17 protein-coding genes are annotated in these 18944 nt (G+C 72.1%); 5 read left to right on the forward strand and 12 right to left on the reverse strand.

The window, feature by feature from the left end:
- Positions 1-197 precede the first annotated feature (197 nt).
- From OG432_RS12010 to OG432_RS12035, 6 genes are all read right to left on the reverse strand, one after another.
- Entirely contained in the window at positions 198-1262 is a 1065-nt protein-coding gene (locus OG432_RS12010) for a BMP family lipoprotein (protein WP_328310629.1), read from the reverse strand.
- A gap of 140 nt (positions 1263-1402) precedes the next feature.
- Complete coding sequence (locus OG432_RS12015; RefSeq protein WP_328315076.1) at positions 1403-2650, reverse strand: amidohydrolase; 1248 nt, start codon at positions 2648-2650, stop codon at positions 1403-1405.
- 229 nt (positions 2651-2879) lie between these two features.
- The gene (locus tag OG432_RS12020) at positions 2880-3971 is read right to left on the reverse strand and encodes a hypothetical protein (RefSeq protein WP_328310631.1); all 1092 of its coding nucleotides are present in this window, start codon (positions 3969-3971) and stop codon (positions 2880-2882) included.
- A gap of 15 nt (positions 3972-3986) precedes the next feature.
- Positions 3987-4907: an N-acetylneuraminate synthase family protein gene (locus OG432_RS12025; protein WP_328310633.1), complete on the reverse strand. Its 921-nt coding sequence runs from the start codon at positions 4905-4907 to the stop codon at positions 3987-3989.
- A 40-nt stretch (positions 4908-4947) separates the two neighbouring features.
- A complete protein-coding gene (locus OG432_RS12030; RefSeq protein WP_328310635.1) occupies positions 4948-6180 on the reverse strand; it encodes an acylneuraminate cytidylyltransferase in 1233 nt (410 codons plus the stop codon).
- On the reverse strand, positions 6180-7562 hold the full coding sequence (locus OG432_RS12035) for a DUF6716 putative glycosyltransferase (protein ID WP_328310637.1): 1383 nt from the start codon (positions 7560-7562) through the stop codon (positions 6180-6182). The genes OG432_RS12030 and OG432_RS12035 overlap by 1 nt, the downstream gene beginning before the upstream one ends.
- Before the next feature lie 188 nt (positions 7563-7750).
- Between OG432_RS12035 and OG432_RS12040 the strand changes: the two genes are divergently transcribed.
- Both OG432_RS12040 and OG432_RS12045 read left to right on the forward strand, forming a co-directional pair.
- Positions 7751-8734 carry a glycosyltransferase family 2 protein gene (locus tag OG432_RS12040; RefSeq protein WP_328310639.1) on the forward strand — a complete coding sequence of 328 codons (984 nt, stop codon included), beginning with the start codon at positions 7751-7753 and terminating at the stop codon, positions 8732-8734.
- Positions 8734-10092 (forward strand): alpha-2,8-polysialyltransferase family protein, encoded by a 1359-nt coding sequence (locus tag OG432_RS12045; protein ID WP_328310641.1) that lies wholly within the window; start codon positions 8734-8736, stop codon positions 10090-10092. The genes OG432_RS12040 and OG432_RS12045 overlap by 1 nt, the downstream gene beginning before the upstream one ends.
- Positions 10093-10118: 26 nt before the next feature.
- On the opposite strand, the gene dnaN is transcribed toward OG432_RS12045, so the two are convergent.
- Positions 10119-11282: a DNA polymerase III subunit beta gene (gene dnaN, locus OG432_RS12050; protein ID WP_328310643.1), complete on the reverse strand. Its 1164-nt coding sequence runs from the start codon at positions 11280-11282 to the stop codon at positions 10119-10121.
- Positions 11283-11356: 74 nt separating this feature from the next.
- Positions 11357-12004, reverse strand: coding sequence for a TetR/AcrR family transcriptional regulator C-terminal domain-containing protein (locus tag OG432_RS12055; RefSeq protein WP_328310645.1), 648 nt, complete (start codon positions 12002-12004; stop codon positions 11357-11359).
- 38 nt (positions 12005-12042) lie between these two features.
- Here OG432_RS12055 and OG432_RS12060 point away from each other — a divergent pair, with 38 nt between their 5' ends.
- Complete coding sequence (locus OG432_RS12060; protein ID WP_328310648.1) at positions 12043-13515, forward strand: FAD-dependent monooxygenase; 1473 nt, start codon at positions 12043-12045, stop codon at positions 13513-13515.
- 225 nt (positions 13516-13740) lie between these two features.
- Positions 13741-14892 (forward strand): acyltransferase family protein, encoded by a 1152-nt coding sequence (locus tag OG432_RS12065; RefSeq protein WP_328310650.1) that lies wholly within the window; start codon positions 13741-13743, stop codon positions 14890-14892.
- Here the strand turns inward: OG432_RS12065 and leuE are convergent.
- From leuE to OG432_RS12085, 4 genes are all read right to left on the reverse strand, one after another.
- Complete coding sequence (gene leuE, locus OG432_RS12070; protein ID WP_328310652.1) at positions 14879-15529, reverse strand: leucine efflux protein LeuE; 651 nt, start codon at positions 15527-15529, stop codon at positions 14879-14881. The genes OG432_RS12065 and leuE overlap by 14 nt on opposite strands.
- A gap of 109 nt (positions 15530-15638) precedes the next feature.
- Positions 15639-15761: a hypothetical protein gene (locus OG432_RS12075; RefSeq protein WP_328310654.1), complete on the reverse strand. Its 123-nt coding sequence runs from the start codon at positions 15759-15761 to the stop codon at positions 15639-15641.
- A 14-nt stretch (positions 15762-15775) separates the two neighbouring features.
- A complete protein-coding gene (locus tag OG432_RS12080; protein ID WP_328310656.1) occupies positions 15776-16075 on the reverse strand; it encodes a Uma2 family endonuclease in 300 nt (99 codons plus the stop codon).
- Between the two features lie 98 nt (positions 16076-16173).
- A complete protein-coding gene (locus tag OG432_RS12085) occupies positions 16174-17754 on the reverse strand; it encodes an acyl-CoA mutase large subunit family protein (protein ID WP_328310658.1) in 1581 nt (526 codons plus the stop codon).
- 204 nt (positions 17755-17958) lie between these two features.
- Between OG432_RS12085 and OG432_RS12090 the strand changes: the two genes are divergently transcribed.
- Complete coding sequence (locus OG432_RS12090; RefSeq protein ID WP_328310660.1) at positions 17959-18864, forward strand: L,D-transpeptidase family protein; 906 nt, start codon at positions 17959-17961, stop codon at positions 18862-18864.
- The last annotated feature ends 80 nt before the right edge of the window (positions 18865-18944 follow it).

Below are 18944 nucleotides of genomic sequence, written 5' to 3' on the forward strand. Positions count from 1 at the left end.
GGCGGGGAGCTTCCGGGGAAGCCGGGAAGCGTACTGATGTGCCACGCCGGGCCTCCGGCGTAGTAGTTCAGCACACTCACGGTGCGCCAACTCCGGCCTACGCGCGTAGAGTTGACACTTCGTTACGGCCCGGTGAGCAGGGCGGTCCCTGCTCACCGGGCCGGTTCGCGACGGGGGCGGTCAGCGACCGCCGTGGGTCACGGGGTCGTCTTGACCTTGATGGAGCCGTCGACGATCTTCTTCTGGGCCGCGTCGAGCTGCGGCTTCAGGTCGTCGATGAAGCCACCGCTCGTGGCGAGCGAGACGCCGCCCTTGGCCAGCGGGTAGCTGTTGGTGCCGACCAGCGGCTTGCCGTCCTTGATCGACTTGATCAGGTCGTAGACGCCGATGTCGACGTTCTTGACGACCGAGGTCAGGATCGCGTTCTTGTACTTGGACAGCGAGGCCTGCTGGTACTGGTCGGAGTCGACCCCGATCGCCCAGGCACCCTTCTTGCCCGCGACGGCCTCGATCGCACCGGTGCCGGAGGAGCCGGCGGCGGTGTAGATCACGTCGGCGCCGTTGTCGAGCATGCCCTGCGCGGCTTCCTTGCCCTTGTCGGGGCTGGCGAAGCCGGAAGTGTCCGAACCGTGCGACAGGTACTGGTTGTCGACCTTGACGTCCGGCTTGGTGTCCTTGACGCCCTGGTTGAAGCCCGCCTCGAACTTCTTGATGAGGGGAACGTCGACGCCGCCGATGAAGCCGACGTGGTTGGTCTTGGTCTTCAGCGCCGCGGCGACACCCGCGAGGTAGGAGCCCTGCTCCTCGGTGAAGACGATGTTGTCGATGTTCTTCGGGCCCTCGACGACGGAGTCCACGATGCCGAACGTGACGTTCGGGTACTTGACCGCGACCTTCTTCATCGAGTTCGCGTACGCGTAGCCGATGCCGATGACCGGGTTGTAGCCCGCGCCCGCGAGGTCGGTCAGCCGCTGCTCGCGGTCGGCCTCGGTGTCGGTGGTCTTGGCGGTCAGCTCCTTGACGTCACCGCCGAACTCGGCCTTGGCCTTGTCGATGCCGCGCGCGGCGGAGTCGTTGAACGAGTGGTCACCACGGCCACCGACGTCGTACGCGACACCGATCTTGACGCCCTTGCCGCCCGCGGAGGACGACGAGGAGGTGCCCGAGTCCTTCTGGGAGGACGTGGAGCCACAGGCGGTGGCGGAAAGCGCGAGCGCGGCGGTGGCGATACCTGCCGCAGCGATCTTGGATACCCGGCGCAAGAGGAGGTCCCTTCAAACCTGAACCGAGGCGCCCCTACCGGCGCTGGTTTCGCGTCGGATCGTAACGCGCGTAGATGTCGCGTAAAGCCCTGTTCGGAAGCCGTTATCGAATCGCCGCGAACAGGGGATGAAGTGTCCGGTTACGCGCGGTTGCCATCGAGGAGCGCCGCGGCGGTGAAGAGCTCCACGCCCACCTTGATGGCGGCCTCGTCCGCGTCGAAATCACCCCGATGGAGGTCAAGCCGGGCATGGGAGCCGGGCGTGCGGACCCCGAGACGGGCCATCGCCCCTGGTACGTGCTCCAGGTACCACGAAAAGTCCTCGCCACCCAGCGACTGTTCCGTGTCCTCGACGGCGAAGGGGCCGCGGCGGGCCGTCATGGCGTCGCGCAGCAGCTCGGTCACGGCCGGATCGTTGACGACCGGGGGCACCCCGCGGACGTAGTTGATCTCCGATTTGGCCCCGTGCAGGGTGGCGACTTCGTCGATCGCGGCGTGGACAAGGTCGGGCGCGTCGCGCCAGGCGTCGAGGTCGAGGCAGCGCACCGTGCCGGCCAGCTCGGCGTGCATCGGGATGACGTTGCAGGCGTGGCCCGACTCGATGCGGCCCCAGGTGAGGGCGAGCCCGGCGCGGGCGTCGATGCGGCGGGCGAGGAGCGCCGGCACGTCGGCGGCGACGCGCGCGACCGCGGTCACCAGGTCGGTGGTCAGGTGGGGGCGCGCGGTGTGGCCGCCGGGCCCGTCGAGGAAGACCTCCAGGCGGTCGCAGGCCGAGGTGATGGGGCCGGGCCGCAGCCCGATCCGACCGGCGTCCACGCGCGGGTCGCAGTGCACGGCGATGATCCGGCCCACGCCGTCCAGGGCCCCGGCCACGATGGCGTCGGCGGCGCCGCCGGGCAGCACCTCCTCGGCGGGCTGGAACAGCAGCCTTACGGGAGCGGGCAGCCGGCCCTCGCGGTGCAGCTCGGCAAGGACGAGGCCGGTGCCGAGAACGGTGGTGGTGTGCACGTCGTGGCCGCAGGCGTGCGCGCGGTCCGGGACGGTGGAGCGGTAGGAGATGCCCGCCTTGGCGTCCGGGATGGGCAGGGCGTCGATGTCCGCGCGGATGGCGAGCACGGGACGCGCGGCGCCGCTCTGCGCCGAGCCGCGCGCCGGGGTCGTGCCGATGTCGCAGATGAGCCCGGTGCCGCCCGGCAGGACGCGGGGTTCGAGGCCGGCCGCTTCGAGGCGCGCTCTGATCGCGGCGGTGGTCCTGAACTCTTGATTGCCCAGCTCGGGGTGCATGTGCAAGTCCCGCCGGAAGGCGATGAGTTCGGCACACAGGGCCTCGCTCAGCTCACCGGGCAGCGGTGCTTCGCCGGGCAGATCGGCTTCGGACTCACGGGACATCAACTGGTTCACTCGTTGAGGGTAGGCCTTTTCGAGGCTCAACTCGCTCGCGATCAACAAAAGTTCAGCCGCATAGGGGAAAGAAAGCCGGTCGCATGGCGCATGTCGATCGCTTCGACTGGGTAAGGTATTTCGTCCTTCTGCCCGATGCGCAGAACTGACGTTCTACGTCGGCGGTCCGCGCGGGTGCTTCGGCCTGCGGTCCGGTCCTGCGGTCCGGGCCGGTGCCCTACGCCGCCACCGTCGCCAGCCCGTGGGCCTTGCGGGCCGCCCCCGTCACGCCGTCGAGGAAGCCCTGGGCCCGGGGCGAGGCCCGTTCGGTGAGCCACCGCGGGTCGATGTCGCAGACCACGACGGTCACACCCGTGCCGGCGAGCGCCAGCGGCAGGGTGTGGACGACGGTGGAGGGGAAGCTCAGGACCGTACGGCCGACCGGCCCCCGGCGCGCGATGAGTTCGAGCGGCAGATCGGGCCGGACGATTTCGAGCCCGGTCCGGGCGTGCAGCGTGTGCAGTTTGTCGGCCGATTCGCGGCGGTGCGCGAAGTAGCGGGTCACGCCGTGCGTACGGGCCAGCAGGCCGACCGCGTCGAGGTAGCGCTCGGGGTCGACCACGCCGGTCTCCACCAGCGATGTCCCCACCAGGTCGGCGCCCTTGGTCAGGCGCGGCGGGCCGAAGTGCGCCCGTGTCCAGCCGAAGGTGTTGGGCGTGACCGTGACGCCTTCGGGCGCCTCTATGGGCATCGCGCTGAACACTTCCACGGCGCGGCGCCGCGCGGGGGTGAGCCGGCGCCGGGCCGCGGCGGCGACGGGGGCGAACAGGAGGTCGCGCGCGCCGGCCCTGCTGCCCCGCCGGTGCCAGCGCACCAGGCGCTCCCCGCGGGCGAGTTGGGCGACGAACTCCATGGTGGCGGTCCCGTCGTCGACGACCACCAGGTCCCGGGCGCGGGCCACGGTCAGGAGCAGCTGTACGTAGCGCGAGAAGGGGTCGCCCATGACGATGCGTTCCGCGCGCCGCAGCATCGGGGTGAGCCCGGCCACGGTGTGCAGCGGGGCGGTGGGACCGCCCCTGGCCTCCTCCCACCGCACCGTCGCGCCCGCGTCCCGGGCCAGCTCCGCCATCCGGCGCAGCTGGCCGCGCGACATGGGGTCGGTCGGCGAGAGCACCACGACGGTGAGGCCCGCGAGGTCCGGCGCCGCGGACCGCTGCTGTGCGGGCACGCCGTCGAGCAGCGGGCCGGGCGCGTGGGCCCACTCCAGGACGTTGAGCAGCTGGACCGGGCTCTCCACGAAGGCGACGGTGTCGGTGGTCTCCCGAGGCACGGCGGGTACGTCCTCTCAGACCGCGGCCGGAGCGCGGTCGCCGGTGGCGGCGACGACACCGGCGACGCGGCGCAGCTTCTTCATGGGGGCGAGCTCGGAGTCGTAGACCTTCTTGACGCCGTCGCCGAGCGCCGCCTCGATGGTGCGGATGTCGCGGACGAGGCGGGTGAGGCCGCCGGGTTCGACGGAGGCGGCCTGGTCGGAGCCCCACATGGCGCGGTCGAGGGTGATGTGGCGCTCCACGAAGGCGGCGCCGAGCGCGACGGCGGCGAGCGTGGTCTGGAGTCCCGTCTCGTGGCCGCTGTAGCCGATGGGCACGTTCGGGTACTCGGCCATCAGGCTGTTGATCACCCGCAGGTTGAGCTCGTCCGCCTTCGCCGGGTACGTCGAAGTGGCGTGGCACAGAAGGATGTTGGCGCTGCCGAGCACCTCCACGGCGTGGCGGATCTGCTGCGGCGTGGACATGCCGGTCGACAGCACGACCGTACGTCCGGTGGCGCGCAGGGCCCGCAGGAGTTCGTCGTCGGTGAGCGAGGCGGAGGCGACCTTGTGGGCCGGCACGTCGAACTTCTCCAGGAAGGCGACGGCCTCGGTGTCCCACGGGGAGGCGAACCAGTCGATGCCGCGCAGGGCGCAGTGCGCGTCGATCGCGCGGTACTCGTCCTCGCCGAATTCCACCCGGTGGCGGTAGTCGATGTACGTCATCCGGCCCCACGGAGTGTCCCGCTCGATGTCCCACTGGTCGCGCGGGGTGCAGATCTCGGGGGTGCGCTTTTGGAACTTGACGGCGTCGCAGCCGGCGTCGGCGGCGACGTCGATCAGGGCGAGCGCGGTGTCGAGGTCGCCGTTGTGGTTGATGCCGATCTCGCCGGTGACGTACACGGGGTGGCCCGGACCTGCGGTGCGGCTGCCGAGGGTGCGCAGACGGTTGCTCATGAGGAAGTTCCTTAGCTGTGCGGGGGTGTGGTGGGGAGCGTCACGGGGTGTACGGGGTGTGGTGGGTCGTGGGTGCGGGCGGGGTGCGGTCGAGTTCGGGTCCCAGGAGCCAGCCGGCGATCTCGCGGACGGCTCCTTCGCCGCCGGGGGCGGCGGTGACGGCACGCGCGGCGGCGCGCACCGCGTCGTGGGCACTCGCGACGGCGACGGGCCAGCCGGCGAGCGCGAAGCAGGGCAGGTCGTTGACGTCGTTGCCGGCGTACAGCACGCGCTGCGGGTCGACGTTCTCGTCCTCGCACCACTGCTTGAGTGCGAGGTCCTTGCGGTCGATGCCGTGCAGGACGGGGATCTTCAGCTTGTGGGCGCGGGCGGCGACGACGGGGTTCTGCTCGGTGGACAGGACGAGCAGTTTCAGGCCGGCCCGGCGCAGGGCGGCGATGCCGAGGCCGTCGCCCCGGTGCACGGCGACGAGTTCGCGTCCTTCGGAGTCGATGAGCACCTTGTCGTCGGTCTGGGTGCCGTCGAAGTCGAGGACGACCGCGTCGACGTCGTCGAGGGTGGGGCCGGGCGCGTGGTCGACGAGGGGGGCGAGCGCGCGGGCCCGTGCCAGGTCGTGCGGTTCGTCGATCTCCAGGACCCGGGCCGGGTCGGTGCGGACGAGCGCGGTGCGGCCGAAGAAGCGGTGCTTGTGCGTGCGGAACCCGGCCGCGTCCATGGCGTACGCGGCGCCGGTCTCCAGGAAGTCCTGGGGGCGGTCCTGTCGGCGCGGCCGGACCGTCTTGTCGTGGCCCATGCCCTGGCCGCAGGCGGCTCCGTCCTCGATGGACTCGCGCCACAGGAACCCGTGGAAGGGGGCGACGGTGACGGCGGTGTCGGCTCCGTCCTCGACGACCGCGGCGGCCACGCCCTCGACGTCCTCGCGGGTCAGGAACGGGCTGGTGCACTGCACGAGCAGCACGGCGGCGGTGTCCGGGTAGGCGTCGAGGGCGTGCAGGACGGCGGCTTCGCTGGAGGCGGTGTCGCCCGCGATGGCGGCCGGGCGGACGACCACGTCGGCGCCGGCGGCCCGCGCCGCGGCGGCGATCGCCGGGTCGTCGGTGGAGACGGCGACGTCGGTGACGTGACGCGCGGCCCGGCAGGCGAGCACGGCCCGTACGACGAGCGGGACGCCGGCGACGGGGGCGAGGTTCTTGCCGGGCACGCCCTTGGAGCCGCCCCGTGCGGGGATCACGGCGAGGACCCGGAGGGCGGGGGCGGCGGTCGCTGCGCTCATCACAGTTCTCCCATCCGGCGGATCACGGGCGCGACCCGCTGTACGCCGTGGCGGTAGGCGCCGCGCGCCGCGTCGCGCACGGCGTCCCTGATCAGCCGGCGCAGGCCGGTCGGCTCGTGCGCGGGGGCCGCGCCCGGCAGCGGGGTGCCGTCGGGGGCGAGGTGGTGCCGGGCGAGGAGGCCCGGCAGGTGGCCGGGGGCGGTGGTGGCGGTGTAGTACGGCGCGATGGGCGGCAGGCTCTCCTGCCCGAGGAGCGCGCCCAGCCGCTCGCGTGCGAGGTCGAAGGCGCGCTGGTACGCCTCGCCCGGCGCGACGCCCTGGGCCGCGAGCCACGCCGCGTCGGGCTCGGGCCGGTGTCCGGCGTCGAGCCGGTCCCAGGAGGTCAGGCAGCCGGAGCCGAGGAAGTGGTGGTTGCCGAGGACCTCGCGTACGCCGAGGTCGGTGAGGACGGCGGTCGGGACCGAGCGGTGCAGGGATTCGAGTGCGGCGGTCGAGGAGACGGTCACCAGGAGGTCGGCGCGGTCCAGGACCTCGCCCATGTTTCCGTACGCGAGACGGACGTTGGGCGGCAGGTCCATGCCGCGGGCGAGCCGCTGGTAGGGGTGTTCCTCGATGTGGGTGGTGTGCTCGCCGGGCTTGGAGCGGAGCTTGAGGACGACGTCCCGCCCGGGGTGGCGCCGGGCGTGCCCGGCCAGGCGCCGCAGCAGGTACTGCCGGTCGGCGCGGCTCTCGGGCACCGACGGCTGGGCGGCGAAGACGACCGTGTCGCGGCCGGCCTCGGGCCGGTAGGCGGCCCCGCCGAGGAAGGGCAGCGCGGCCTCGGTGACGGCGCGGGAGCCGGCGCCAACGCCCTCGTACACCGCGCGGAAACGCAGCGCGTCGTGGCGGGAGTTGGCGAGCACGATGTCCGCGCCGTGCCGCAGCAGCAGACCGTCGGCGAGCTTCTCGTAGACGACGCCGACATAGCCGGTGACGACGACGGGCCGCCGTGCGTGGCCCCGCCACCGTGCGGCGAGTCCGTGCAGCGCCGCCTGGGCGGCGCCTCCGACGAGTGCGAGCACGATCACGTCGTACGCCCGGTCGCCCCGCCCTTCGTGCGCGGCGGGCCCCAACGCCTGTGCGTGGTCCAGGAATTGGGCCAGCGTCACTTCGCGCAGGCTGTCCGCGCCCGCTCCGACCTCGTCGAGCTGACGCGGGGTGGGGGTGGCGCGGCCGCGCAGCAGGAAGCCGTCGAGGTCGGGGGAGGCGGGCCGGGGCTCGGCGGTGTCGGTCCCTGGCACCCGTTCGGCGAGACGGCGCGCGGTGAGCGCGCCCCATTTCCACCGGGTGTCCGAATCCGCGAGAACCGCGATCCGCAGCCGTGAGTCGGTACGTGATGGCACGCCGTAGAAACTAGGAAGCCGTGCGGGTTCGCGGCCCAACTCGGCTGCAACAACGGGTTAACAGCGTGACTACGAACGGCGTGCGGGGCTGTCGGGCGGGCCGGTTAACGGTCCCGCCGTCCGTCGTTCATCCGGCATCCGGCCGCCGGACAGGACGAAGGACGCGCGGCGCCCCTAGCGTCACCGCCGTGGTCAAGCTCTCCGTCATCGTGCCGTTCTACAACGTGCGCCCGTACGCACCCGACACCCTGCGAAGTCTGCGCGCGAACGCCCGTGACGACTTCGAGTTCCTCCTCGTCGACGACTGCTCGTCGGACGGCACGGTCGAGCTGCTCGAACGCGCCGAGCGCGAGCTGCCCGGGGCGGTGCTGCTGCGGCACGCCCGCAACGGCGGCCTCGCCACGGCCCGCAACACCGGCCTGGACGCGGCCCGCGGCACCTATCTGGCCTACCTGGACGGCGACGACTGGGTGGCACCCGGATACTTCGCCCAACTCCTTTCCTCTATCGAGGAGTTGGGCTGTGATTTCTTGCGCACCGATCACGTCCAGGTGACCGGCCAGGAGCGTACGGTGCACCGCGTGCCGCACGGCAGGCGCGGCGAGGTGATGTCGCCGCGGGACGCCATACTGCCCGCCACCCGTTCCACGTCGGTGGACTACGCGTACGCCTGGGCCGGGATGTACCACCGCAGGCTCGCCGACCGTGGGCTGCTGCACTTCACCGACGGCCTGCGCACCGCGGAGGACCGGCCGTGGATCTGGCGGCTGCACCGCGAGGCGGAGTCGTTCGCCGTCACGGGTCAGCTGGGCGTCTTCTACCGGCGCGGGGTCGCTTCCTCGCTCACGCAGATCGGCGATGTGCGTCAGCTCGACTTCATTCGCGCGTTCGACCAGGTGATCGAGGAGACGGCGAAGGACCGCGACGCCGCCGAGCTGCTCCCCAAGGCGGTACGGACGTACTGCGCGATCATTTCCCACCACATGAGCAGCATCGAGAGGTTCGAACCCGCCGTGGCCAGACAACTGCGCTCCCTCACCGCGGGCGCCCTGAGGCGGCTGCCGCAGGACCACCTCAAGGAGGCGCTGGGTTCCATGGACGCGCGCCGCGCCGCCAGGCTGCGCAGGCTGCGCCGCCGGCCGGCCGGGGCCTCCGCGCAGGCGGTCGCCTGATGCGTACGGCACCCGGTCCTCGCACGACGCAGGTCTTCGCCGCGTCCACCCTGTACGGGGTGGCCACCCTGGCGGCCGCGCTCGACAGCGGCTGCTTCCCGACGGCGGACCGGCGGCTGCTGCTCCTCAGCAACAACGCCTACGCGCCGGAGACATCGGCGCCGCTCGACACCGTGCCGGGGTTCGAGCACCTGCGGGACCGCTTCGACGGCGTGCTCTCCTGGAACGACACCATCGCCCCCTTCCACCCCGGCGGCTGGTCCCCGCGTCCGGACGACGCGCCTTTGTGGGAGCGGCAGTTGAGGACGGTGTGGGGTCTCGGCGACGACCGGATCGAGCTCGCCCTGGAATCCATCCAGGTGAACCCGGCGCAGGCGGTGGCCCAGCTCTTTCCCGACGCGCCGATCACGGTGTACGCGGACGGCCTGATGACGTACGGCCCGACGCGCAACAAGCTCGACCCGCTGATCGGCGGCCGGGTGCGCAGGGTGCTCCACCTGGACCTGGTGCCGGGTCTCGAACCGCTGCTCCTCGGCGAGTTCGGGGTGCCGTCCGAGCCGGTACCGACGGCCGCCTTCCGCAAGGTCGTCAGCGAACTGGCCTTGCAGGACGTCGAGTTGGTGCCACGGGCCGACGGCGAACCGGTGGCGCTCCTGCTCGGCCAGTACCTGTCCGCGCTGTCCATCCTCACCCCGGAGCAGGAGGAGGAGCTGCATCTGCGGATGGTGCGGGGCGCGGCGGCGCGGGGGCACCGTCACCTCGTGTTCAAGCCGCACCCCTCGGCGCCGCCCGCCGGGGCGCAGGCCCTGGTGCGTGCGGCGGCGGAGCTGGGCGCCCAACTGACCGTGCTGGACAGCCCGTTGCTCGCCGAGGTCCTGTACGAGCGGCTCTCCCCCGCGCTCGTGGTGGGCTGCTTCTCCACCGCGCTGCTCACGGCGTCGGCGTTCTACGGACTGCCGGTCGCCCGGGTCGGCACCGAGCTGCTCCTGGACCGGCTCGCGCCGTACCAGAACAGCAACCGGGTGCCGGTGACCATCGCGGACGCGCTGCTCCCGCCCCTCGATCCGGGCCCGGACGCACCGTCCGCCGACCTTCCCGGGCTGCTGGGCGCGGTGGGGTACGCCATGCAGCCGGAGCTGCGGCCGGACCTGCGGGGCGCGGCCGAGCGGTATCTCGCGGGGTCGCTCGACGCGTACACGTGGCGCTACTTCAAGCGGCGGCGGCTGACCGTGCTGGGGCTTCCCGGCGCGGTCCCGGCGCGGCTCGGATTCGTCCCGCGCAACGCGACGGTGCGCAGGATCGCCCGCCGCGCCCGCACCCTGGCCCGCACCCGCACCCGCACCCCGGCCCACCGCTGATCCCGGCGCGGCCGGCCCGGCTCAGCTCAGCTCAGCTGCCGTACGGACATCAGCAGGTGCCGGTGGTCGTCACGGACCGGGTCGCCCTCGCCCTCGCCGTCGGTGTCCGGGGCCGCGCCGAGCAGGGTCCGCTGACCGGGGCCCAGGAGTTCGAAACGGACCCGGGGCGCGCGGAAGGAGGCGAGGGCGTCCAGCAGGTACGCCGGGTTGAAGGCCACGGCCACGTCACCGGCGCCGGTCAGGGTGGTGGCGAGGCGCTGCGAGGCGACGTCGTCCTCGTAACCCGCCTGGAGGAGCACCGTCCCGTCGGCGTGGAAGTCGAGCCGCACCGGGCTGTTGGGTTCCGCGACGACCGCGACCCGGCGGACCGCGTCGGCGAGCGCCTCGCGCCCGGTGACGGCCACGGCCGGGTTCTCCAGCGTGAACAGCTTGTCGTAGCGGGGCAGGCGTCCGTCGATGAGCCGCAGGGTGGTGCGCATCCGGGAGCCCTCGAAGGCGATCAGGCCCGCACCCGAACCGGGCCGGTCCGCGGGCCCGTTGAGACCGACCCGGATCGTCCCCGACTTGGCGAGGGAGCGGGAGAGCTCGGTGAGCCGGCGCCCGGGAACCACCACCTCCACCGGCTGCGCGCCCTCGTCGTCCGGCTGCCACGGCAGGGTGCGCACGGCGTAGCGGTAGCGGTCGGACGCGGCCAGGGTCATGGCGGCGCCGTCCAGGCGGAGCTGGATGCCGGTGAGTACCGGCAGCGCGTCGTCCCGGCCCGCGGCGACCGCCACCTGCGCGACCGCCTCGGCGAACCGCGCCGCGTCCACCGACCCGCGCGGCGCCGGGAGTCCGGGCAGCGCCGGGTACTCCCCCACCGGCAGGGTGGACAGGCCGAAGCGGGTTCCGCCGCCCTCGATAGTGAAGCGTGAGCCTTCCTGGGCGCAGGTCACCGTCGACTCGGGCAGCACCTTGCAGATGTCGAGCAGCCTGCGGCCAAGGACCAGGACCTGCCCTGCGGCCCCGGTCCCGGCCGCCACCTCGATGTGCGCGGACGCCTCGTAGTCGAACCCCGACAGGGCGAGCCGCCCGTCTCCCGCCGTCAGGAGGAGGCCGCCGAGGACCGGCACCGGTGACCGCGCGGGCAGCGACCGGGCCGCCCAGGCGACCGCTTCGGCCAGCGCGCCCCGCTCGATACGAAACTCCATGCGGACGTCCCCGTTCCCTCGCCGGCTGTGGTGCGCGCACGCTATCCGGCACCTGACAACGGGCGGCGCCCGCGCTACCCGTGCGGGCGGTAGGTGGCCTCGATGCCGGCCACCAGCACGGTCAGGCCCTCCTCGAAACGCTCGTCGTACGACGTGAAGAGGTGCGGTCCCGCCGCCGCGGCCAGCGGGTAGGCGGCGAGGCGCTCGGCGCGCGCGGCGACGTCGAACGGCTCGCCCCGCTCCTCCGGCCGGGGCGCGCTGCCCTGCTCCTCGGCGACGAAGCCCATCGTGTAGGCGTAGGCGAGCGTCCCGGCCCGTACCGCGTCGCGCAGCTCCCAGCCCTCCTGGCACATCCGGCCGAGGTAGAGCTCAAGGGACTCCGCATGGTCGGTGCCGGTGAAGCGGGCGCCTCCGTACACCTTCGCGCCGTCGCGGTGGCTGAGCAGCATCGCGCGCAGGGCGCGGTTGACGGCGCACAGCTGGTCCTGCCAGGTGGGCTCGTCCGCTCCGGGCGGCCCGTCGGCGGCCATCCGCCGGTACATGACCGTCGCCATCTCGTCGAGCAGCGCCTGCTTGTTCTTGAAGTGCCAGTAGAGCGCGGGCGCCTGGACGCCCAGTTCCTTCGCGATCGCCCGCAGCGTGAGGCCGTCGAGCCCCACCTCGTTCAGGAGCCTCAGCGCGGTGTCGGCGACCTGCGCGCGGTCGATCTTCGTCGTAGCCACCTTGACAATTTAACACCGTTAAGCGCACTCTTCCGAGCATGGAACTTAACGGCGTTAAGGAGCCCGTGCCGGTCGCCACCACCGACGTTCTCGTCGTCGGGGCGGGCCCCACCGGCCTCGTGCTCGCGATCGACCTCGCCCGCCGCGGCGTCCCCGCCCTGCTCGTGGAGAAGTCCGACCGCCTCTTCCCCGGCTCGCGCGGCAAGGGCATCCAGCCCCGCACCCTGGAGGTCCTCGACGATCTCGGGATCGTCGACGCCGTCCTGCGGGCCGGCCGCGCCTACCCGCGCATGCTCAGCTGGGAGGGCCCCGACGGCACCGAGCGCGGCCACGAGTGGGACATGATCGAGCGCGCGACCCCCACCGAGCAGGAGCCCTACGCCAACGCCCTGCTCATCGGCCAGTCCCGCTTCCAGGACCTGCTCCACGCCCGTCTGCGCGCCCTCGGCGGCGATGTCGTGTTCGACTCCGAGGTCTCGGGGCTCGTTCAGGACGCCGACGGCGTCACCGCCGCGTTCGCCGACGGGCGCACCGTCCGCGCCCGCCACCTCGTCGCCGCCGACGGCGGCCGGTCGGCGGTGCGGCGCGCGCTCGGCATCGCCATGGAGGGCGAGAGCGTCGACCCCAAGCCGATGCTCGTCGCGGACGTCCTGCTCACCCCCGACGCCATCGTCGACGACCTCAACTGGCATGTGTGGCGCACCGCGACGGACAGCGGCGCCGTCCTCTGCCCGCTGCCCGGCGAGCCCGGCCTCTACCAGCTGATCGTCCGGTTCGACGACGAGAACGCGGTGCCCGACACCAGCGACGCCGGCGTCGTCGGCCACCTCACCGCGCACACCCCGGTCACCGGCGACCAGGTCACCAAGGTCGTCTGGGCCTCGGACTTCAGGCCGCGCGCGGCCCTGGCCACCCGTTACCGCGCGGGCCGGGTCCTCCTCGCGGGCGACGCCGCGCACATTCACTCCCCGGCCGGCGGACAGGGCCTCAACACCAGCGTCCAGGACGCCTACAACCTCGGCTGGAAGCTCGCCCAGGTGCTCCGCCACGGCGCGTCCGACGCGCTCCTCGACACCTACGAGGACGAGCGGCGGCCCATCGCGGCCGGGGTGCTCGGCATGAGCACGCGGCTGCACCGTCACCGCCTCCTGAGCCAGGACGGCCACGCCCGCGCGCAGACCCGCCAGCTCGGCCTCGGCTACCGCGGCGGCCCGCTCTCCACCGGCCGGGCGGGCGCCCTGGAGGCCGGCGACCGCGCGCCCGACGGCCGACTCCCCGAGGGCCGCGTCTTCGACCTTCTGCGCGGCCCGCACTTCACCCTCCTCGCCTTCGGCACCCCGGCCCCGGCGATCGCCTCCGCGCGGCTCCACGTCCACGAACTGGGCGCGTACGAGGCGTACGGACGCGGCCTGTTCCTGGTCCGTCCCGACGGCTACGTCGGCTGGGCGGGCGAGGACACGACCGGGCTCGACGCCTACCTGGCGGCCGTCGGATGCGCCGAACGGCCTTGATGCTGCGACGAGTCGAGCCGCGCGTTCTCTTCGGCCCGGGTTCGGGTGCGAGCCCGCCCCCGGGGAAACCGACGTCCGGGCAAACGCGTCGCTGCGCCGGATGAACATGCCGCGTCGGGCGCGGGAACTCCCGGGCGGCGGCGCCTTTTCCGGCTCGCGGCGGTCCTACTCTGTCGACGCCGGGGCCCACCGGGCCGCAGCACGACGCCGGGCAAGAGGAGAACCGTGTCCAACACCCTGCCGCGGGTACGCACCACCACCGGCCACCGGCCGCACCCGCCGACGGACGCGCACACCCCGGTCGCGGCCCCCGTCTCCCGGCTCGGCGCACTCGACGGCCTGCGCCTCGTCGCCGCCCTGATGGTGGCGCTCTACCACTACGGCGGGCGCTCCGGCGACATCAGCAAGGGCTGGGGCGCCTCGCCCAAGAAGCTGTTCCCCACCGCCCACGAGTGGTTCTCGTACGGCTGCCTCGGGGTGCAGATCTTCTTCGTCATCAGCGGCTTCGTCATCTGCATGAGCGGCTGGGGGCGCCCGCTGCGGTCCTTCTTCGCCTCGCGCGTCTCGCGGCTCTACCCGGCGTACTGGGCGGCGCTGATCATCGTGACCGCGGTGTTCGCGCTGCCCTGGGTGGTCTACAGGACGGTCACGCCCAGCGAGTTCGTGGTGAACCTGACCATGCTCCAGATGCCGGTCGGCGTGCACCGGGTGCTCGGGGTGTGCTGGACGCTCTGGGCCGAGCTGCGCTTCTACGCGCTGTTCGCCGTCTGCGTGGTGCTGCCCGGCGCGACCCGGCGGCGCGTCGTGCTGTTCTGCGCGGGCTGGACCCTGGCCGCCGCGCTCACCGCGACGACGAAAGTCCCGTTCCTGGATGCCGTGTTCATGCCCCAGTACGCGTCCTTCTTCATCGGCGGCATGGGCCTGTACCTGCTCCACCGCAACCGGCGCGACGTGACCGCGTGGGGCATCGTCGCCGTCAGTTGGGCCATCGGCCAGCACTGGGCGGTCGCGGGCCTGTGGCACAAGCCCAATCCGGCGGCCTTCTCCAACCGGCACGCCTCGGTGATCATCGTCATCGTCACGCTGGGCTTCGTGCTGGTCGGCGCGATCGCGCTCGGCCACCTGCGCTGGGCGAACCGGCGTTGGCTCACCGTGGCGGGCGCCCTCACCTACCCGTTCTACCTGGTCCACGAGCATCTGGGCTGGGTCGTCGTCGGCGTGCTCCACCGCGGCCTGCACATCCCCGCGCCGGTCACCTTCGCCCTCACCATCGCGGCGATGCTGTTCCTGGCGTGGCTGCTGAACCGCTACGTGGAACGCCGGGCGACGCCGCTGCTGCGCGGGGCGCTCGCGCGGCGGCCGGTCACACCCCGCTGAGCGACAGCTTCACCGCGAAGCCGAGGAAGAGCACACCCGCCGCCGACGAGGCGCCCGCCGAGAGCCGCTTGCGGCGACGGAACGCGGCCGCGAGGCGCGTGCCGCTGAAGATGAGCGTCGACAGGTAGAGGAAGCTGCCGAGCTGGAGCAGCGCGCCGAGCAGCAGGAACGACAGGGCGGGGTAGGCGTAGTCGGGCCGCACGAACTGCACGAAGAACGAGATCATGAAGAGGATCGCCTTCGGGTTGAACAGGCTCAGCATCAGCGCCCGCCGGTAGGGCCGCTCGCCCGCCACCTCCTGGGTGGCCGCCCGCTCCTGCGTCTTGTCGTGCCGCGAGCGCCACATCGCCACCGCCTGCCGCAGCATGCCTATCGCCATCCAGGTCAGATAGCCCGCGCCCGCGTACTTGACGACGGCGAACAGCAGCGGCGTCGTCTGCAACAGCGAGGCCGCGCCGACCGCGGAGAGCGTCATGAGCACCGTGTCGCCGGTGAAGACACCGGCGGCGGCAGCGTAGCCGTCCCGCACCCCGCGCCGGGCGGCGACGGACAGCACGTACAGCGAGTTGGGCCCCGGCAGCAGAATGATCAGCACGAGGCCGGCGAGATAGGTCGGAAGATCGGTCACACCCAGCATGCGGCCGAGTCTCGCACGCGGGTACGACAGGGGTCACATGGGTTTCACGGAGCGGAATGGGGTGTTCCGGTGTGCACGGAGCGTCCCCCCCTCCCGCGTCGGCGTCCCCTCAGTCCCCATCCCCGTCGAGCAGGACGTCCACGGGGATCTGCAGGTCCACCCCGACCGAATCCGGGAGCACCACCGTCGCACCACGCTGGTACTCGGAGCGGGTGCGGTAGGAATCGCCCATCGGACCGGTGTACATCAGCACTGTGCCGTGCTTCCGGTCGGCAACGAGGTGATGGCCCAGTCGGGCTGCGCGAAGTCGTCGGGACCCGTGCCGAGCCAGAGACCGATGCCCTGGAGCGACTTGAGGCCGCCTTTTCTGCCGCCTGCCTGCCGAAACCGGAAGGCGATTTCGTCCAGAATCTCTTGATGCGGGCCATCCGGCGGTGGTGTCACCATGATGCTCCCCTTGAGGACCTCCACACGATGTCCGGGCAGCGCCTCGGAGAGACGGTCGGCTGCTTCCCCGATCGTCATCTCGCACAGTGTTACGGCCACGGCATCCTCCGTTCGGGAGACCACGCTCTACGAGCGCATCCCGGGCTGCCGGCACAGGCCCGGGATCACCCGTTCGGGGACACACCCCGGCGCGCCCCTCAGAACGCGTCCGTCGGCACGTACGTCCCCCACACCTCCCGGAGCGCGTCACAGACCTCGCCCACCGTGGCGCGGGCCTTCAGCGCGTCCTTCATCGGGTACAGGACGTTGTCCTCGCCCGCCGCCGCCTTCTTCAGCCCGGCCAGGGCCGCGTCCACCGCCGGCTGGTCGCGTTCGGCGCGCAGGGCGGCGAGGCGGGCCGCCTGCTGGGCCTCGATGGCCGGGTCGACGCGGAGCGGCTCGTACGGGTCCTCGGTCTCGACCTGGAAGCGGTTGACGCCGACCACGACGCGCTCGCCGGAGTCGGTCTCCTGGGCGATGCGGTAGGCGGAGCGCTCGATCTCACCCTTCTGGAAGCCGTGCTCGATCGCGTCGACCGCGCCGCCCAGGTCCTCCACACGCTCCATGAGGCCGAGGGCCGCCGCCTCCACCTCGTCCGTCATCCTCTCGACCACGTACGACCCGGCGAAGGGGTCGACGGTGGCGGTCACGTCGGTCTCGTACGCGAGGACCTGCTGGGTGCGCAGGGCGAGCCGGGCGCTCTTGTCCGTCGGCAGGGCGATCGCCTCGTCGAAGGAGTTGGTGTGCAGCGACTGGGTGCCGCCGAGGACGGCCGCGAGGCCCTGCACGGCGACGCGGACCAGGTTGACCTCGGGCTGCTGGGCGGTGAGCTGCACGCCCGCGGTCTGCGTGTGGAAGCGCAGCATGAGCGACTTGGGGTTCTTCGCGCCGAACTCGTCCCGCATCACGCGGGCCCAAATGCGGCGCGCGGCACGGAACTTGGCGACCTCTTCGAGGATCGTCGTGCGGGAGACGAAGAAGAAGGACAGGCGCGGGGCGAAGTCGTCGACGTCCATGCCGGCCGCGACCGCGGTCCGTACGTACTCGATGCCGTCGGCCAGGGTGAACGCGATCTCCTGCGCGGGCGAGGCGCCGGCCTCGGCCATGTGGTAGCCGGAGATCGAGATGGTGTTCCACCTGGGGATCTCGGCCCTGCAGTACTTGAAGATGTCGGCGATCAGCCGCAGCGAGGGCTTCGGCGGGAAGATGTAGGTGCCGCGCGCGATGTACTCCTTCAGCACGTCGTTCTGGATCGTGCCCGTCAGCTGGTCGGCGGCAACTCCCTGTTCCTCGCCGACCAGTTGGTACATCAGGAGCAGCAGCGCCGCCGGGGCGTTGATCGTCATCGACGTCGACACCTTGTCGAGCGGGATCCCGCCGAACAGGATGCGCATGTCGTCGACGGAGTCGATGGCCACGCCCACCTTGCCCACCTCGCCGGAGGCGATCGCGGCGTCGGAGTCGTGGCCCATCTGGGTCGGCAGGTCGAAGGCGACCGAGAGACCCATGGTGCCGTTGGCGATCAGCTGTTTGTAGCGGGCGTTGGACTCGACGGCGGTGCCGAAGCCCGCGTACTGCCGCATGGTCCACGGGCGGCCGGTGTACATCGACGGGTACACGCCGCGGGTGAAGGGGTACGCGCCGGGCTCGCCGAGCTTCTCGGCGGGGTCCCAGCCGGAGAGGGTGTCCGGCCCGTAGACCGGCTCGATGGGCAGACCGGATTCGGACTCGCGCGTCATGTGCTGTGCCTCCCGTTGGAGCTCTGCTGCTCATTACTCACTGGTACGCAACCCTCGCGACGGACTGTAGCGGCGGGGGCGCTACGGGTGGACGGGCGCACGCTGGGAGCTTGCTCACAACTTTCGCGATACGGCCTGCCGCTTTTGCAACCGTTCGCCGCGGGAATCTGTCTCTGGGGACACAGAGAATCAGGGGGGCGACCGATGCGCCGGAACCACCGCACCACTGTCATAGCCACATCCCTCGCCGCGACCGCCGTCGTCGCCGTGACCGCCGTCGGCTGCGGGCCGCAGAACGCCAAGGCCGTCCCGGCCACTCCGGCCGCCCCCGGATCGCCCTCGGGCCCGGCGGCGTCCGCCGCGCATTCGCCGTCGGCGTCCGCGTCGGCTTCCACCGACGACAAGCCCGCCGCCAGGCCCAGCGCGTCGTCCGCCGCCACCAGGACCGCGGCCAAACCCGCCACGAAGCCCGCGCCCAAGGTCTTGATGGCGAACGGCTCCAAGGGCGCCCAGGTCAAGGAACTCCAGGCGCGGCTCGCCCAGATCGGCTGGTTCGACGACACCCCGACGGGCACGTACGGCGCCGCGACCACCGCAGCCGTCAAGGGCTTCCAGGGCAAGCGCGGGCTCGCGGCGACGGGGAAGACCGACAGCGTGACCTGGGACAAGCTGCTCGGCATGACCACGAAGCCCACGGCGCAGGAACTGGCGGGCCGCGCCGTCAACAAGCCGGTCGCCAAGCTCGACCCGCGGTGCATGACGGGCCGCGCGATCTGCATCAGCAAGACGAGCCGCACGCTGTCGTGGGTGGTCAACGGCACGGTCCAGTCGACGATGGACGTCCGCTTCGGCTCGCAGTACACGCCGACCCGCGAGGGCGTCTTCAAGGTCTTCGAGAAGAGCCGTGACCACGTGTCGACGATCTATCACACGGCCATGCCGTACGCGATGTTCTTCAGCGGCGGCCAGGCCGTGCACTACTCGTCGGACTTCGCGGCGCGCGGCTACAACGGTGCCTCGCACGGCTGCGTCAACGTGCGCGACAAGGGCAAGGTCGCGGCGCTCTTCGACCAGGTGAAGATCGGCGACAAGGTCGTCGTCTACTGGTGAGGTCGTCTCATGACAGTGGACGTCCACGGGATGAGGACGTCCACTGGTGAGTGAGCGGCAAGCTCGTGGGGTGGGCCGGC

It is taken from the genome of Streptomyces sp. NBC_00442, from assembly GCF_036014195.1.
Taxonomy (GTDB): Bacteria; Actinomycetota; Actinomycetes; order Streptomycetales; family Streptomycetaceae; genus Streptomyces.

Bases quoted from the DNA above. Each gene is read 5' to 3' on its own strand.
- OG432_RS12015 (WP_328315076.1), bottom strand. From the start codon at position 2,650: ATGTCCCGTGAGTCCGAAGCCGATCTGCCCGGCGAAGCACCGCTGCCC.
- OG432_RS12025 (WP_328310633.1), bottom strand. From the start codon at position 4,907: ATGAGCAACCGTCTGCGCACCCTCGGCAGCCGCACCGCAGGTCCGGGC.
- OG432_RS12030 (WP_328310635.1), bottom strand. From the start codon at position 6,180: ATGAGCGCAGCGACCGCCGCCCCCGCCCTCCGGGTCCTCGCCGTGATC.
- OG432_RS12045 (WP_328310641.1), top strand. From the start codon at position 8,734: ATGCGTACGGCACCCGGTCCTCGCACGACGCAGGTCTTCGCCGCGTCC.
- dnaN (WP_328310643.1), bottom strand. From the start codon at position 11,282: ATGGAGTTTCGTATCGAGCGGGGCGCGCTGGCCGAAGCGGTCGCCTGG.
- OG432_RS12060 (WP_328310648.1), top strand. From the start codon at position 12,043: ATGGAACTTAACGGCGTTAAGGAGCCCGTGCCGGTCGCCACCACCGAC.
- leuE (WP_328310652.1), bottom strand. From the start codon at position 15,529: ATGCTGGGTGTGACCGATCTTCCGACCTATCTCGCCGGCCTCGTGCTG.
- OG432_RS12075 (WP_328310654.1), bottom strand. From the start codon at position 15,761: ATGGGCGATTCCTACCGCACCCGCTCCGAGTACCAGCGTGGTGCGACG.
- OG432_RS12085 (WP_328310658.1), bottom strand. From the start codon at position 17,754: ATGACGCGCGAGTCCGAATCCGGTCTGCCCATCGAGCCGGTCTACGGG.
- OG432_RS12090 (WP_328310660.1), top strand. From the start codon at position 17,959: ATGCGCCGGAACCACCGCACCACTGTCATAGCCACATCCCTCGCCGCG.